Raw genomic sequence first — 14,557 nt, 5'->3', positions numbered from 1 at the left:
GCAATCGATGTTGATACCGTGGTTCCGTCACCGCTGGCGCACAAAGGTGAGGTTATCTCGCCGAGTCGGGATTTAGCTTGGCGAGAACAACGGAGGCCGTGTTCAACCGGGGATCCCCTTTGGATTTGTCGGCGTCGGTGTTCGCAGGGGCAGTGGCCCTTGGATTTTCCTCTTACTTTTTGGGCATTCACAGCATTGTTTTTCCGCAGGCGAATGGCGTGATTAAGCAGGTTGGGTACTTATGGGCACCGAACTGGACACTCCTCTTCATGGTGCTCATGCCGCTATACTTTGTATTCGTGCGCGACTTAGTGGTCTTTTGGAGGGGTACAAGGCGGTCACTGTTAAGTCCTGAAGGTGAAGGAATCGCGAATGACGACATGTGGGTGCGAAAAGTCGCGACCTTTTCGGTGACGTATTGGGCGGCCTTTCTTGTTTGTTTACCTATAGCTACGGTTCTTCAGTGGATCGATAGGTGTTTAGGCCCATTACTGACCCGCGATACCGGCAACTACCCGGTGGAATGGGCTCGGATGGCGATTGAGCGCCCGCACGTCATTTCAATACCGGAGGCGGTCGCGTTCACCGGGTTCGCCTATCTCTACATGGGTGTGGTATTTTTTCTCTTCTTTGCAGGACTCATTTTGCTCTTCACAATAGCGCACGATTCTTGGGAACTTGGACGAAAGTCTGAATCGTGGGTAGATCGAGAATATCAATGTCAGCCTAATCAAGTCGGTCTCAAAATCATGCGTGGGATTTTTCGGTGCTGTATTTTGGGACTCTTGATTGCCATATGCATGAAGCTCCAAAGCACTTTTATGCTATCAAGTGAATCGACCATAACGGGTTGGTTGGCTAGCGATTTTCTGTCAGTCTTGGGAAATCATGAGAAGGCAAGCGACTGGCTCGAATACAGCATGCCAACAAACTATAGCAGCCTGCTGATCGTATTGGCGACCTGCACTGTGTTTCTCTATGGGCTTATTCGAGTCCACGCCGCGTTGCGTCAGCAAGGGGAAATTGGACATGGTCGAAATCAGAGAGAATTTAGAATCATGTTGGCGCGCGTCGCCCTACTGGTCATCGTCTACGTGCTGATCGGTGCGATTGCCGGTTTCTCGATCTTGCTGTGCATCGGGCTGCTGTCAGCAATCTACGGTCTGGTTTATCCAAGCATTGATACATGGCGGGCGACTGACCAAGGAGAAAAACAAAGTGTATCATAGCTGGCTGGACCGTTGGGATGAGCGACGAGCAGAGCGCGGGGACGAAGTAAAGAAGCCGACAGACTTCGCTCTGGAAACTGAACTTGCCTTTCCTGGCTCCGGGCGTCCGGCAGGTATCGAGGCCTTTTGTAAACTTGCAGAACAGGCGGTCGAGGACCCAACCTATTTCGATGATCCGGGTAACAACGACTTGGTCGTCGAACGCGAAGGAGAGTGGGTCAAATTTCCTTCAGGAATTTCTACTGACGTCGCAGAGAACAATCTCGTCTGGGCGAAAGTAACAGAAAGCAGATTATTCGATAAAGCTTTGGTTGTGTTTCACCATTGGAATGCAAGCGCGCGGTATCAACAGATCGCCAACTTTTTCTCTCGGCGCGGGATTACAGTTGTCGAGATGGCACTGCCGTATCACTTCGAGCGCAGTCGATCCGGCGCTGAATATGCCGATTACATGCTCAGCCCTAATCTCGGAAGGACGGTTCAATCCTTCAGACAAGCAGTGCGGGACGGTCGAATGCTCATTAGATGGCTGAAAGGGCAAGGTTATAAAGAGATTTCTGTACTCGGAATGAGTCTGGGTTCCTGGGTTGCCGGGTTGATTGCTGCCCATGACAAAACTGTTTCAAAAGCTGCGCTATTCCTCACAGCCGGAAGCCTTGCTGACATGGTGTGGACCGGGCGCGCAACGCGAACGATTTGCGAGAGCCTCCAACCCGCGATAGAATTGGGCGATCTCAGAAGGGCTTGGGGACCACTAAACTTGGTGAACCATGCGCATCATCTTGCGCGGGACAATCTCGAACTAAAAGTAGTATTGGCCAAACGAGACAAGGTGGTGCTGCCGGAGCTTTCTGAAAGGCTGATACAAGGGCTGAAGGACGCTGGGGCCGAGCCCAGCATATTGAAACTGAATTGTGGCCACTATTCGCTGTCCATGCCGCCCTACATTGTGTCGGCCGGCCAAAGCGTGGCTCGCTTATTGAAACCCGGCCCCTAAGCCGCTGACGACGGGACTCGAACGGGTTCTCGGCTGAATTTCGCTCGTAGTCCAGTTATCGAATTCGGAACCCGCGCGACTCGGACCAAAAGTTTCGCCCCGAAGTTATCGGTGAAGCGAGCCCAAGAAGCGCCCATATTCCTCGCTGACTTCGCGCGCTTCCTCGAAGGCGCGAGCACGCTCCTCGTCGAGGCAGCGAAAATAAACCTGTACGTCACGGAAGTAGAGTTCGAAGTCATGACGGAGGATGTCCATAAATTCCGTGGCAACCTTTGGATCTCTTGGAACAAATGGCCGAGGCGGGGGGATGCATGGACCGGCGAGCGCCGGACAACCGACGAGCGACAGCAGAACGAATGTGCGCATCAAAGGTACGATGCGCAACCGAAGGTAGCAAAAGCCGCTTAAATCCTTGAACGAGTGCATGTTACGTGCCTAAAGGTATCGGATCAACGTATACCGCGAAAATTATAATACACTATTGCGGTCATCAGTATACTATCGTAACCCTAGGCATCAAGTAGGAGTGCCCGGGTGTTGCGTCTTTGGAGAAAGCGTGAGCCGGGCCATGAACTGGGACATCGAAGCACCAAATGTGGTTACGGAAGCCAGGTTCCGCGAACTCGTGGAAAGCGGCTATAGCGCAGAAATCCTGTGCCAGGAGTCGGCACATAAGAAAGGCCCCAGCTATTACGGGGTCTGGATCATGCGCGTTGTCTCTGATGACGGGGTGGAAAAGCTCCTCGTCACCGCCCGCACGCGGACGACCTACAACGATATCAAGATCCGCGAGTTCAAGACGATCTCCGGCGTGGTGTCCTTCTTCATTGGCCTTGGCTTTGCGCATGTCGACCTGCCGCTTGAGGCGGGTACAAGCCGCACGCATAAGCTCGCCCCGCCAGACAAAGCCCCATCAGACTTGGGCACTGGCAACTAACCTCGTCTGTCTCTGGCTGGTCGCAGCACCTGCCTCAGCGCAAATGGTCCTGATCATGGAGAGCGACGGCTCTCTGACCCCGTCGCGGTCTCAGAGCGGTTTTGCCCGGAACTACAATGACGGCGTTGGTCAGGGATCGGCGTCCGATGGTTTGGCCATTCTTGGTGAGACTGAAACAGCTTCCGAACCTGACGCGCTGAGGCTTGCGGCACTCGCCCAGCCAGCACCCCTGCCCCGCGCAGACGTTCTCTTGGGCATCGAGGCAACAGCCCTGCGCTATGTCGGCCATCCCGGCCTGCGCCGCGCGGGACTGTCCGTCACGGATTGGCTGGCTCTCTACCGGGCCAATATCGAGGTGGAAAGCGCCTACAGGCAGAATGCCGTCTCGAGCGCGGGCGCCGTTGGTCTGGGCCAATTGATGCCTGCTACTGCCCGAGATCTCGGTGTGGATCCTCATGACGCGCTGCAGAACCTCGACGGCTCCGCCCGCTACCTGACAATGATGCTGGAAAGCTTCGGCGATCCGCATTTGGCGCTGGCAGCCTACAACGCCGGGCCGGACGCCGTACGCCAGTACGGTGGCATTCCCCCTTACAGAGAAACCCAGAACCACGTGGCCCGCGTCATGGCTGTCGTGGCCCGATTGGAAGGATCAAATTCATGATGTCCCAACCTTTTTGGAAATCATTCCTCAAAACACTTATCGGCAATGTCACGAGAGCGCGCAGCGCGGCAGTGCATTGGCGATACCGCTTTTTCCAAACAAGTTGGATTTCAAACCTCTTTGTCGCCTCACTGGCGCTATTCCTGCTCATTGCCGAGCCCGCCCTTGCCCAAAGCATCGATCTCTCCCCGATCCAAAGCTTGTTGCAGGGCATTGTCGATGCGCTGACCGGCCCGCTCGGCGTCGTGATCGCCACACTCGCGGTCCTTGGCGTTTTCTTGAGCTGGTTCTTCAACATCATCGATCTGCGTCAGGCGCTCTGGGTGCTTGTCGGCATCGCCGGTGTTGCTGCCGCTCCCACCATCGTTGCCGCGGTCTTTGCCGGTGGCTGAGCGCTCGCCCCTCTTTCTCGGCCTCGTGCGCCCGCCCAAGCTTCTGGGCCTACCCATCATGTACGCCATGGTCTGGCTCTTCGGCTCGGTGCTGCTCTTTGTCTGGGTCCAGCACATCGCGGTGCTGGGGGTGGCCGCCCTGCTCTACCCCGTGCTGTGGAAGGCCGCGGACTGGGACCCGCGCTTCATCGACGTGATGATGACAGCGCTGCAGGAAACCCCACCGACGCGCAACCGCTCCATTCACGGCGGTGACAGCTATGCGCCCTAACAATGCCTTGGATGAAGCAATCGATCTCCGCACCATGACGCCGGACTGGTATGCGCGCGAAACACGCCTCGCGCATATGCTGCCCTATGTCAGCCTAGTCGATGACCGCACCGTGCGAACGCGGGTGAATGAGCTTTTTCAGTGCATCCGGCTCGATGGGGTCAATAGCTACACGACGGATGATGCCTATCTCGACAAGGTGACGGCGCTTTTCGCCCGGATCATCGCGCAGCTGGGGCCGGAGTTCAGCTATTACGTCCACAAGGTCTCCAAGGCGATCACGCCGGAGCTCGAGCCCATACGCGAGGAGAGTTTTGCAGGAGTCGTTGACCGTCTCTGGCGCACGAAACTCGAAACCAGCGGGTTGCGCGACAAAACCCTGACGCTCACGGTCATCCATCGCCCACCTCCCAAAAGCGTCCTGCCCTTCCTCAATCGCAGCGCCCCTAATCGCCTCAAGGAAGCAACCGAGAAACGCCTGCGCCGTCTCGGCGAGGCCGTAAGCGTGTTTGTGTCAGGCCTGACCGAGCTGAACCCGCGCGTGCTGACTTCCGAGAGCGGCGAACTCATCGGCTTTCTGGGCGCGCTGAATACCGGCCAGGAATTGCCGCTCTACCCCGCAAACACCTACGGTTTTCTGTCCTTCAATGTCGCCAATACCCGCGTGACGTTTCAGGGGGATCACTTCGAGCTCTCGGAAGGGGTCGTCGGACATCGCTACGGCAAGAGCTTCACCATCGGAGAATACTCGGAAGGCACCTCCTGCACCATGTTCGACATGCTGAACCTGCCGGTCGACATGATCGTCACGCATTCCTTCACGCCGATCAATTCGAACCTCATGGCGGGCCGCATCAAGCGGCAAAAGCGCCAGATGCAAGCGTCTCAGGACGCGGCGCTCTCGCTGATGGAAGCCCTCGACATCGCCGCCGATGATCTCGAAGCCAAGCGCCAAAGCTTCGGCGAGCATCACATGGTCGTGACGCTCTTTTGCGACACGTTCGAAGAGCTGCAGACCCTCAGCGCGGAGATCGTGAACGCCGCCGCAACCGAAGGCGTGAAGATGATCGGCGAGCGGGTCGCCGCAAAGGCCCATTACCTCAGCCAGCATCCCGGCAACCAGCCCAAGCGCGTGCGTGCCAGCGCCGTCACCAACCGCAACTTCGCGGATTTTGCGGCCTTCCACCGAACACAACTCGGCAAACCCGCAGCACTTACCCCCTGGGGCCGGGTCGTCACATATTTGCCCACGCCCGAGCAAAGCGCCTACCGGTTTTCCTATCACGAGCAGGGCTCGCCCGACAAAGAACCGACCAGCGGCCATACCCTGATCATGGGACGGCCTGGGTCGGGCAAATCGGTGCTTTCGGCCTTTCTAATGACGCAAGCCCGTCGCGCAGGTGCCCGGATCTTCGTCTTCGATTACCGTCTTGGTATGGAGATGGCGGTCCGCGCCAATGGCGGGCGCTACGCGTCTCTGAACGCCGGTCAGCCCACGGGCCTCAACCCGCTCTGGACAGAGACCGATGCCCGCGGCACCGCCTGGCTCTCGGACTGGCTTGCCACCTTGCTCTACCGCGCTGACAAGCCCCTGACCCCGGCGCAGACCAACCGTATCCAGGAGGTCGTGCGCCAGAATGCCCAGGCCACCAATCCGGCCCTGCGGAACTGGCGGGATTTCGCGTCGCTTTTTGTGTCCACCGATGATGGCGGCGATCTGCACCAGCGCCTGCTCGAGTGGACCGAAGACGGCCGCTACGGCTGGATCTTCGGGCAGAGCCTCGAGGACACGTTCTCGCTCAAAGGCGATGTGGTGGGCTTCGATCTGACAGGCATTCTCGACAGCGAAGCCGACAAGGAGCGGATGGCGGTCCTGTCCTATCTCTTCCGCCGGGTCGAACGCGAGATCGAGGACCGCCGCCCCACCATCATCGTGATCGACGAGGCCTGGAAGGCGCTCGACAACGCATATTTCGCCGAACGGCTGTCGAACTGGCTCGTGACTGCGCGCAAGCAGAACACCGTAGCGGTGATGATGACGCAATATGCCAGCCAGCTTGAGCGCACCCGGACCGGCAAGACCATCGTCGAAGCCGTTCCGACGCAGATCCTGCTGCCCAATATCCGCGCCAGTGCCTCGGATTACGCCATGCTGAACCTCACGGAGAAGGAGCTCGACGTCCTTCTCAACACGGGCAGCAACAGCCGCCTCGCACTGATCCGCGACGATCAGGGCTCAATCGTCGTTGATGCCGATCTGAGCGCCCTTGGGCCCAATCTCACGATCCTTGGCGGCATGGAAAAGGGCGAAGCGCTCGTCGGCTCCGATTACCGCGACCGCCCAGATTTTTGGAGGCTTTCATGATTCGTATTCTTATCGCTTTGGCTGCGCTCGGCGCGCTGGCCTCCTGCACCCAGTATCGGGAGCCGCAGGCCAATTGCTTTTCCTTTCTCGCCTCGACGGGAGCGACAGCCCAGGATTGCCACTTCGCACCGCTCGGCGCGCCGGAGGGCGACGTTGAAGTCTAGCCTGCCTCATATCCTCGCATTTTGCCTGCTGCCCGGTCTCGCCTTGTCTCAAGGCGTGCCGACCAATGACAGTGGGCTGACCGCGCGTGACATCGTCGAGACTGGCGATCGCGAGGCTGACTTGGCCGTTCAGGCCGACAAGCTTGCCGTGCGCGAACTCATCGCCGAGATCGAACGGGAGCAACTGGAAACCCTCCGACGCATCCTCGATGCCCAGACCAGCTTCGGCGGTCAGGGATTGCCGGCTATGGTCTCGGGGCTGGAAAGCGGCAGCGGGGATCCGGACCGTTCCGTCGAGGCCGTCTATGGCAATGCCGAAATCGATCCCAACCCCGGCGGCGCACAGATGTTCGGGGATGCCGCCGAAAACATTGAGCAACTCATCATCCGCGTCGCCCAGGAAACCAGCGGTTTCGCGGGCGTGGGCCGCGCGGGCCTCTCCCCCGTTCAATGGCGCGCGTTGTTGCAGGCGCTCATCTGGCAGGAAAGCCGCTTCACCATCGGTGCGCGCTCGCCTGTCGGGGCCTTTGGCCTCACCCAGATCATGCCCGGCACGGCCAGCGATCTCGGGATCAACCCGGAATATTATGACAGCCCCTACCTGCAGGTGCATGGCGGCGCGCGCTATCTCGCAACGCAACTGAACACCTTCGACGGCAACATCATCAACGCGCTCGCGGCCTATAACGCCGGACCCGGTCGCGTGTTCGAATATGGTGGGGTGCCGCCCTTTGCCGAGACCCAGCACTACGTCCAAGTCATCCCCGAACGCTACAATCTCTACCTGAGCCGCATCGGCGGGATCGAAGCGCTTGGCACGATCGACCCCGCGCTTCTGGCCAATGCCAACCTCTCAATCACGGGTCATGGGGCGGCCTTCTATGGCAACAACTCGCCCGCCGCGATCCGCCAAGCCGCCCTACGCATTTCCGACATCGTCGAACGGATTTCCGAAACCGAGGACGTGCAGGAGAGCGTCGCGCTCAACACCTATGCCCGCGCCGAACTCGTGCGCCTCGTCGCTGCACGCATCCGGCTTCAGGCGGCACGCACCCGCGTCCTTTCTGCCGAGGAGCTGGCCCAGGCCAGCGCTCGCATGGCCGAAGGCGCGTTCATGGATTTTACGATCAGGGAGATTGAATGATGGGACATCTGCTCTTGAGGACAGCTTTGGCCACGACATTTGGCGTTGGCTTGCAGTTCAGCGTCCTACCCCCTGCCGCAGCACAAGGTGTACCGGTCGTCGACACCCAGAACATCGCGCAAAACATCCAGCAGCTGCGGCAGATGATCGACGACGAGATCCTGCAGAACGAGCAGCTGACGCAGCTCCGTGAACAGCTCGGCCTGCTCACGGACCAACTCGCGGAGCTGCAAAGAACCTACGAGGCCCTCACCCGCCTCGCCGAGCTTCCAGAAATCATCCGCACCGAGATGGAAGACGAACTCAATGGCCTACTCGACCAGGAGTTCGGGGACATCCTCGCCACAATTGAGGCGATCAAGACGGGGGATTTCTCGGGCCTCTCGGGCTCCGGCGCAGGCGAGATCGAAACCCAGATGGACCGGGTGCTGGCCGACCTCGGCTTTGACGAAGACACCCTCTCGGAAATGGCCGCGAGCGGCAATCCCGGGGCCAACCGCGTGGCGACGCAGGCCACCACCGGCGCGCTCGTATCAGCCGCCGCCCAGAACAGCTATGAAGATGCGGGCCAATCGCTCGAGCGGGTAGACCGCCTTGTCGGGCTCATCGACGACATGGAAGAGCTCAAGCAAAGCGTCGATCTCAACACGCGCGTGACAGCTGAATTGGCCATCGCCCTGGTGGCAATGTGGCAGCTGGAAGCGATTCAAACGGTGGGCGATGGCACGGGCGGCGTGATCGATGCCGCCACAATCGCCGAGGAGCAGCGCTTCATGGATTTCACCTTGCCGGACCTGCGGGCCGAGTGATCGCGGAGGCATGACGGGTGGCGACTGAACAGGAAATCATCGAGGAAGAACTGGTCTACGGTGCCCTGCGCCGTGAACGGCTCTGGCAGCGTCTTGGCCTGATAGGCCTTGTCTTCGGCATCATCGGCTGTCTGAGCGCGGCAGCTGTCTCGATCCTCGATGTCGATCCGCCCCCCGTCGTTGTCCCCTATGATCCCGCCACCGGCTTTGCACTCCCCGAAGCCTCGGTGGGCGCTTCCTCGGTGACCGCCAACCAGGCGATCATCGAGGCGGAAGTGTTCCGCTATGTGACCGACCGCGAGGTCTACAACCAGCTCGACAACGACCTGCGCATCCGCAGCGTCCTGCGCCGCTCTGACGGGGCTGCCGAGAGCGGGCTACGCCAGATCTGGAACAGCGCAAATGAAAACTATCCGCCGACCGTCTATGGCCCCAATGCCCGGCTCGACGTGGAGATCCTCAGCATCAACCGGATCGGAACCAACCGCGCGACGGTCCGCCTGCGCAAGCAGCTGACCTCCATCAACGGCACCCAGACCGGGCTCTTCACCGCCACGCTTCTCTTCGAGTTCCGCCCCGAAACCCGTCGCTCCATCGATGAGGTCTGGACCAATCCCTTCGGCTTCACCGTCCTCGAATATTCCATCCGCTCCGACAGATTGGAGAACTGACGTTGTTGTTTATAAGATCGCTTATTTTTGTCATTGCCCTGTTGCCCGGCCTCGCCTCTGCCGAAGCCATCCCGCGCGGCGGTCCCAACGACAGCCGGGTGCGCTTGGCCACCTACCAGGAGGGTCAGGTCTACCGTCTCAGCGTGTCGCTCACCCATGTGACCACCATCGAGTTCGGCGAGGGCGAAAGCATCCGCTCGATCATCGCGGGCGACACCGAGGGCTTCGAGATCGACGGCGTCCCGGGCGGTCAGGCCTTCGCGATCAAGCCTGTGGCGCGCGGGGTGCATACCAATGTGACAGTCTATACGAACCGCCGGAGCTACTACTTCAACGTCCAGGAGGTCCGCAGCCCAACCTTCTACGTGGTGCAGTTCCGCTATCCGGAGGACGATGCGCGCCCGACCCGGGCCATCGCCGCCCAAGCGCCGAACTACAACTACGGCGCCAGCGCGCGGACCGAGTTCACGCCAACCCGCATCTGGGATGACGGGACGTTCACGTATTTCGCCTTTCCGAGAAACGCACCTGTGCCAGCGATCTTCCGCTACGCGGGCGACCGTGAACGCACGGTCAACACGCAAACCCCTGAGGACGGCGTGATCCGCGTCAGCGGCGTAAACCGCCAATGGGTCCTGCGACTTGGCGAAGAGGTGGTCTGCATCGAGGCGATCCCGCCCGCGGAGGCCGCCTCATGAGCGATACCGAGAATACCGAGCTGGAAAAGCGCCTCGCCGCCCTTGAGAAAGGCAGTGCCCGCGCCCCCACGGCGGCACAGCGCCGGTCGCCCCTTCTCGCGCTGATCGTGGTCCTCGTCATCGGCGCAGGTGGTGCCCTGTTCTATCTCCTCTCACAGCCCGACGAAGAGGAAGCCTTGCCGACGGCCACTCCGGACGTCTTCCAAAACGAAGGGGACGGCTTTGGCGCTATCGAGACCTTGCCCCCGCCCGAGCCCGAGGTTGTGTTCGTCGGACCAGACCCCGTCGAGCCCAACGCGGAGCTTCTGGCGCAGATCACCGCCCTGCAGGCTCAGATCGAGGAATTGCGCAACGCCCCTGAACCGGTCGTCGAGGAAGACACCGCCGCCGCAGAGGCGATCGACGCGCTGACCGCTCAGATCGCTGCGCTACAAGCCGCCTCGGAAGCCGCACAGCAACGGTTCCAGGACGAACTGACGGCCCGGGATCGCAACCTTGAGCAATTACGCATGGATCTGGAACTGGCCCAACTCGAGGCCAGCAGACCCCAACCCGCCCCAGCGGGTCCTACGGAGGATGAGCTGCGCGCACGCGAGCAAGAGCGACTGCGCCGTGAGGAAGAAGCCCGGCGCATGGCCGAACTGGAGCGCCGCGCCGCGGAGGAACGCGCTTTTCAGGAGCGGCGCATCGTCTCGCCCACCATCGCGTTTGGGGCACGTCCGGAGCGAATGAAACGGCTCTGACCGAACGCACTTTTGGCGAGGTGACGGATTTCGTGCTGAACGGGGCGCTGCCCTCGACGGTGACGCAGGCTGAAGTGATCGCCAATCCCTCCAACACCATCATCCAAGGCACCATGATCCAGGCCGTCATGGAAACCGCCCTCGACAGCTCCCTGCCCGGCCAGACCCGTGCCGTGGTGTCCGAGGATGTCTACAGCGTCGATGGTGCGCGCCTCTTGATCCCGCGCGGATCCCGTCTCATCGGGCGCTACCGCTCGGGCGTCGATATCGCGCAGCGCCGGGTCACCATCGCTTGGGACCGGATCATCCTGCCCGCGGGCCAGACCGTCCAGATCAGCTCTTTCGGGGGCGATGAACTGGGACGTTCCGGTGTCACGGGGCTCATAGACACGCGCTTTGCCGAGCGTTTCGGGTCGGCCGCCCTGATCTCGCTGATTTCCGCAGCACCTGGTGCCGCCGCCTCCGAGGTCCAGGATGAGACTGCCGCCGACGTTCTTGAGGACGTTGGCGATGATCTGGCAGATGCGACGGACAGCGTCATCGGCGATTACCTCTCCATCGGCTCCGTCATCTATGTCGACCAGGGCGCCCGCGTCACGGTCATGGTCGACCGCGATCTGGAGATATTCTGAGCCCATGTCGCTGAGCTATCTTGAAACCTCGCTCGACCGGATCGACGCCGCCGCCCGCGACGATGTCATCGAGATTTGCATCAACCCTGACGGCACCTGCTGGGGCGAATTCCAGGGCGATCATTTCATGCGAAAGCTGGACCAGGCACTGACCGCGACGGACGTGAAGGACCTCGGCAACCAGATCGCCTCCTCCGCCAACACAACGTTGAGCAAGGACCGCCCGATCGTCTCGGTCTCGATCACCTATAAGGGGCGCCCGATCCGCGCACAGGTCATCACCCCGCCTGCCGTGCTCTCGGCCATGTCGATCAGCCTTCGGTTCTTCTCAAGCCTGCCGCTTGACGGGATTGCGCTTGATTTCCTTTTTGGCAAGGAGCGCAAACTCGAAGAACTCCGCCTCGAGAAAACCCACGAACTGCGCGAAGTGGTGGCCGCGGGCGTGATCGACGATGCGCTGGCCTTTTGCGTCGACAACAAGCTCAACATGATCGTCTCTGGCGGCACCTCCACCGGCAAGACCGTGGCTGCGCGCAAGATCCTCTCGCACGTGCCATCCGAGGAACGCATCGTGACCATCGAGGAAGCCGCCGAGCTTCTGCCGACCCAGCCCAATGCCGTGACCCTCATCGCCAATCGCGATGCGGAGTTCCAGACCGCCGATGTGCTGCTCACCGCAACGTTGCGCATGCGACCTGACCGGATCATCCTCGGCGAGGTGCGGGGCAAGGAGGCCATGACCTTCCTCGAGGCGATCAACACCGGCCATGGCGGATCTATGACCACGCTCCATGCCGAAACCCCGCAGCTCGCCGTGCAGCGTCTGGCCATCGCCGCACTCAAGACCGAGATCCCGATGACCTATGCCGACATGATCCAATACATCGAGAACTCCATCGATGTGATCATCCAGGCCGGTCGCCATGATGGCAAACGCGGCATCACCGAATTCTACCTCCCCGGCACCAATGAGATCGGAGCTTCCCAATGAAAACCTTTGAATACGATATCCTGTCCTTTCCGGTGAAGAAGCAAAAGGACTACGACGAGGTGCGACGTGCTTTGAATGAGCGCGGCGCGGAAGGGTGGGAGGTTATCACCGCCGAAGCCGGCGACTACGGCTACACCACTTTCTTGAAGCGTGAGACTGGTACAATGAAGGCGGCATCGGAATGACACGGGCTATCGCAGTCGCTGGCCTGCTCTTGATCTTTGGCACAACTGCTGGCGTAGCCGAGCGGAACCTGATCCCGACGCTCGACAACCACCCAAATGTTTGCCCAGACCAGCCACCTGAGCCGAAGTGGATGCAGAACATCAATGTGCGCGAATCCTATAAGCGCCTTTTAATCCAACAGATATATCGGGCTCAAAGCATGGAGCGCGTCGTAGAATCGCAAAACTGCGACTGTCCCACGCGGTATCCATCTTGGGCAGCAGCCGAACGCGTATACATCGAGCATTTCGCCGCATCTGAATACTGGGACATCGTGGAAGCGACTTCCGCATACCGACGCCAAGCAAATGAGCTTCGACGCGAAGCCATGCCTATCTGCGAAGCCACCGGAAACTGGTAGGTCTCCATGAGTGTCGTCACCTATTTCGTGGAAACCGCTGAAGGCTATCTCAATACCGCTGCCGAGACGCAATTCGGCGCGGTCGCCGCAACGGTCGGCACGTTGCTGGTTCTGGGAACAACACTAGTTGTCATTCTGGTCTTCATCAACATGATCTACCAGTATCGCGCCATGGACGGCCGAACTGCCTTTTGGCTGGCCGTGAAGGTCGGACTTATAGGGGTCTTCGCGGCCAACTGGGTCCAGTTCAATGCGCTTGCCTCAGCGATACTGAATGGGATCGACAGCATTGCCGGGGCCCTTGTTGCTTCTGTTGGCGGCGGATCACCAGGTCCGTCCGGTACCTTTGCAGAGGAATTCGACGATCTGATCGCAGCCCTCGGGGACTATCTGAATGCTGCGGGATCTGAGTTGAACTGGATGGCCGGCGCCTTGCTCGACACGCTTGGGGTACTGCTGCTCTCGATCCTCGGTGGCTTGGCGGCGTTCATTGTTGTAGCGTCACGGCTCATGATCGCCCTTCTGATCGGCATCGCGCCGGTCATGATCTTCCTGACCCTTTTCGACGTGACCAAGGACTATTTCGCGCGCTGGCTTTCGGCGCTGATCTCCTTCGCGATGTATCCGATCGTAGTCGCCGGCGTGTTCGCGACGATCACGGGGGTCTCTCGGGCGCTTCTTGCCGAGCTTGGCGACCCAGAGGGGGCCTCAAACATAGGGGCCCTTATCCCATTTTTCATGATGGTGCTGATGGCAAAGGGTTTCATCATAGCAACGCCTTTCTTGGTTCGTGCGATTTCTGGGAACATCATGATGCCGGCACTTTCGGCCGGGTTCGGGGGAGCTATGCGTTCGCCAGAGGGCTGGCAGGTAGCCAACAGGTTTACAACCGTTACGCCATCGGGGGTGCAACCGGGGCTGAATACGCAGCCCTTCGAGCGCGACAATTCTTCGGTGTGCAAGTGTTGCCAAGCCGGCCCAACACAGCGGGTGGGCCAACTGCATCTCCTGCCGGCGACGGGACCGGAACTGGCGCTCGGATGCTGGCACAGCTTTCTAGGTTGGGGAGATTAGGCAGACGGTAAGGATTGTCTAGTCTACCGACTTGTTTCACGCACCCAACCGTCTTGATCGAGAGCATGCTAATCCTTCGCAACAAGAGTTCTGTGACGAAACGGAAGCAAATTCTGCTTTCAAGGTGGCGCGTTATTCAGAACCACCGTAACCTGCCAGCAATTGTTCCAGAACGATTGAGAGGGCAGCG

Annotated in this window: 16 protein-coding genes and 2 pseudogenes; 17 read left to right on the top strand and 1 reads right to left on the bottom strand. The window is 59.9% G+C overall.

Going from position 1 to position 14,557, the window contains the following annotated elements:
* Positions 1-77 precede the first annotated feature (77 nt).
* Complete coding sequence (locus CUR85_RS19585) at positions 78-1,229, top strand: RcgA family putative transporter (RefSeq protein ID WP_280323200.1); 1,152 nt, start codon at positions 78-80, stop codon at positions 1,227-1,229.
* Positions 1,219-2,226: an alpha/beta hydrolase family protein gene (locus CUR85_RS19580; RefSeq protein ID WP_067261105.1), complete on the top strand. Its 1,008-nt coding sequence runs from the start codon at positions 1,219-1,221 to the stop codon at positions 2,224-2,226. The genes CUR85_RS19585 and CUR85_RS19580 overlap by 11 nt, the downstream gene beginning before the upstream one ends.
* 105 nt (positions 2,227-2,331) lie before the next feature.
* Here CUR85_RS19580 and CUR85_RS19575 read toward each other — a convergent pair whose 3' ends face one another.
* Positions 2,332-2,652, bottom strand: a complete 321-nt coding sequence (locus CUR85_RS19575; protein WP_231886268.1) for a hypothetical protein — start codon at positions 2,650-2,652, stop codon at positions 2,332-2,334.
* Between the two features lie 142 nt (positions 2,653-2,794).
* Here CUR85_RS19575 and CUR85_RS19570 point away from each other — a divergent pair, with 142 nt between their 5' ends.
* The 15 genes and pseudogenes from CUR85_RS19570 to CUR85_RS19500 all read left to right on the top strand — a co-directional run bounded on the left by CUR85_RS19570 (position 2,795) and on the right by CUR85_RS19500 (position 14,378).
* Entirely contained in the window at positions 2,795-3,163 is a 369-nt protein-coding gene (locus CUR85_RS19570) for a hypothetical protein (protein WP_047997960.1), read from the top strand.
* A 43-nt stretch (positions 3,164-3,206) separates the two neighbouring features.
* Entirely contained in the window at positions 3,207-3,827 is a 621-nt protein-coding gene (locus CUR85_RS19565) for a lytic transglycosylase domain-containing protein (RefSeq protein WP_067261108.1), read from the top strand.
* A gap of 107 nt (positions 3,828-3,934) precedes the next feature.
* Entirely contained in the window at positions 3,935-4,219 is a 285-nt protein-coding gene (locus tag CUR85_RS19560) for a TrbC/VirB2 family protein (protein WP_027246639.1), read from the top strand.
* Positions 4,212-4,490: a VirB3 family type IV secretion system protein gene (locus tag CUR85_RS19555; RefSeq protein ID WP_008327373.1), complete on the top strand. Its 279-nt coding sequence runs from the start codon at positions 4,212-4,214 to the stop codon at positions 4,488-4,490. Before CUR85_RS19560 ends, CUR85_RS19555 begins: the two co-directional genes overlap by 8 nt.
* Entirely contained in the window at positions 4,480-6,855 is a 2,376-nt protein-coding gene (locus CUR85_RS19550) for a VirB4 family type IV secretion/conjugal transfer ATPase (RefSeq protein ID WP_425520178.1), read from the top strand. Before CUR85_RS19555 ends, CUR85_RS19550 begins: the two co-directional genes overlap by 11 nt.
* Entirely contained in the window at positions 6,852-7,019 is a 168-nt protein-coding gene (locus tag CUR85_RS19545) for a hypothetical protein (protein ID WP_280323044.1), read from the top strand. The genes CUR85_RS19550 and CUR85_RS19545 overlap by 4 nt, the downstream gene beginning before the upstream one ends.
* Positions 7,009-8,163 carry a lytic transglycosylase domain-containing protein gene (locus CUR85_RS19540; protein ID WP_280323045.1) on the top strand — a complete coding sequence of 385 codons (1,155 nt, stop codon included), beginning with the start codon at positions 7,009-7,011 and terminating at the stop codon, positions 8,161-8,163. The genes CUR85_RS19545 and CUR85_RS19540 overlap by 11 nt, the downstream gene beginning before the upstream one ends.
* Positions 8,163-8,972: a type IV secretion system protein gene (locus CUR85_RS19535; protein WP_280323209.1), complete on the top strand. Its 810-nt coding sequence runs from the start codon at positions 8,163-8,165 to the stop codon at positions 8,970-8,972. The genes CUR85_RS19540 and CUR85_RS19535 overlap by 1 nt, the downstream gene beginning before the upstream one ends.
* Before the next feature lie 17 nt (positions 8,973-8,989).
* On the top strand, positions 8,990-9,643 hold the full coding sequence (locus CUR85_RS19530) for a VirB8 family type IV secretion system protein (protein ID WP_280323046.1): 654 nt from the start codon (positions 8,990-8,992) through the stop codon (positions 9,641-9,643).
* Between the two features lie 2 nt (positions 9,644-9,645).
* Positions 9,646-10,341, top strand: coding sequence for a TrbG/VirB9 family P-type conjugative transfer protein (locus tag CUR85_RS19525; RefSeq protein ID WP_067261115.1), 696 nt, complete (start codon positions 9,646-9,648; stop codon positions 10,339-10,341).
* Positions 10,338-11,716 (top strand): annotated as a pseudogene (locus CUR85_RS19520) (TraB/TrbI/VirB10 family type IV secretion system protein). Before CUR85_RS19525 ends, CUR85_RS19520 begins: the two are co-directional and overlap by 4 nt.
* Before the next feature lie 4 nt (positions 11,717-11,720).
* Positions 11,721-12,707 (top strand): ATPase, T2SS/T4P/T4SS family, encoded by a 987-nt coding sequence (locus tag CUR85_RS19515; RefSeq protein ID WP_280323199.1) that lies wholly within the window; start codon positions 11,721-11,723, stop codon positions 12,705-12,707.
* Positions 12,704-12,892 carry a hypothetical protein gene (locus CUR85_RS19510; RefSeq protein WP_054540613.1) on the top strand — a complete coding sequence of 63 codons (189 nt, stop codon included), beginning with the start codon at positions 12,704-12,706 and terminating at the stop codon, positions 12,890-12,892. Before CUR85_RS19515 ends, CUR85_RS19510 begins: the two co-directional genes overlap by 4 nt.
* Positions 12,889-13,293 carry a hypothetical protein gene (locus CUR85_RS19505; protein WP_082386782.1) on the top strand — a complete coding sequence of 135 codons (405 nt, stop codon included), beginning with the start codon at positions 12,889-12,891 and terminating at the stop codon, positions 13,291-13,293. Before CUR85_RS19510 ends, CUR85_RS19505 begins: the two co-directional genes overlap by 4 nt.
* 6 nt (positions 13,294-13,299) lie before the next feature.
* Positions 13,300-14,378 (top strand): annotated as a pseudogene (locus CUR85_RS19500) (TrbL/VirB6 family protein).
* Positions 14,379-14,557 lie beyond the last annotated feature (179 nt).

Source organism: Sulfitobacter faviae (assembly GCF_029870955.1).
Taxonomy (GTDB): Bacteria; Pseudomonadota; Alphaproteobacteria; order Rhodobacterales; family Rhodobacteraceae; genus Sulfitobacter; species Sulfitobacter faviae.
This window is presented reverse-complemented; position numbering and strand designations above follow the sequence as displayed.

What these genes read in the sequence shown, in the direction of transcription:
- CUR85_RS19575 (WP_231886268.1), bottom strand. Translation starts at nt 2,652, where the DNA reads ATGCACTCGTTCAAGGATTTAAGCGGCTTTTGCTACCTTCGGTTGCGC.
- CUR85_RS19570 (WP_047997960.1), top strand. Translation starts at nt 2,795, where the DNA reads ATGAACTGGGACATCGAAGCACCAAATGTGGTTACGGAAGCCAGGTTC.
- CUR85_RS19565 (WP_067261108.1), top strand. Translation starts at nt 3,207, where the DNA reads ATGGTCCTGATCATGGAGAGCGACGGCTCTCTGACCCCGTCGCGGTCT.
- CUR85_RS19550 (WP_425520178.1), top strand. Translation starts at nt 4,480, where the DNA reads ATGCGCCCTAACAATGCCTTGGATGAAGCAATCGATCTCCGCACCATG.
- CUR85_RS19545 (WP_280323044.1), top strand. Translation starts at nt 6,852, where the DNA reads ATGATTCGTATTCTTATCGCTTTGGCTGCGCTCGGCGCGCTGGCCTCC.
- CUR85_RS19535 (WP_280323209.1), top strand. Translation starts at nt 8,163, where the DNA reads ATGGGACATCTGCTCTTGAGGACAGCTTTGGCCACGACATTTGGCGTT.
- CUR85_RS19515 (WP_280323199.1), top strand. Translation starts at nt 11,721, where the DNA reads ATGTCGCTGAGCTATCTTGAAACCTCGCTCGACCGGATCGACGCCGCC.
- CUR85_RS19510 (WP_054540613.1), top strand. Translation starts at nt 12,704, where the DNA reads ATGAAAACCTTTGAATACGATATCCTGTCCTTTCCGGTGAAGAAGCAA.
- CUR85_RS19505 (WP_082386782.1), top strand. Translation starts at nt 12,889, where the DNA reads ATGACACGGGCTATCGCAGTCGCTGGCCTGCTCTTGATCTTTGGCACA.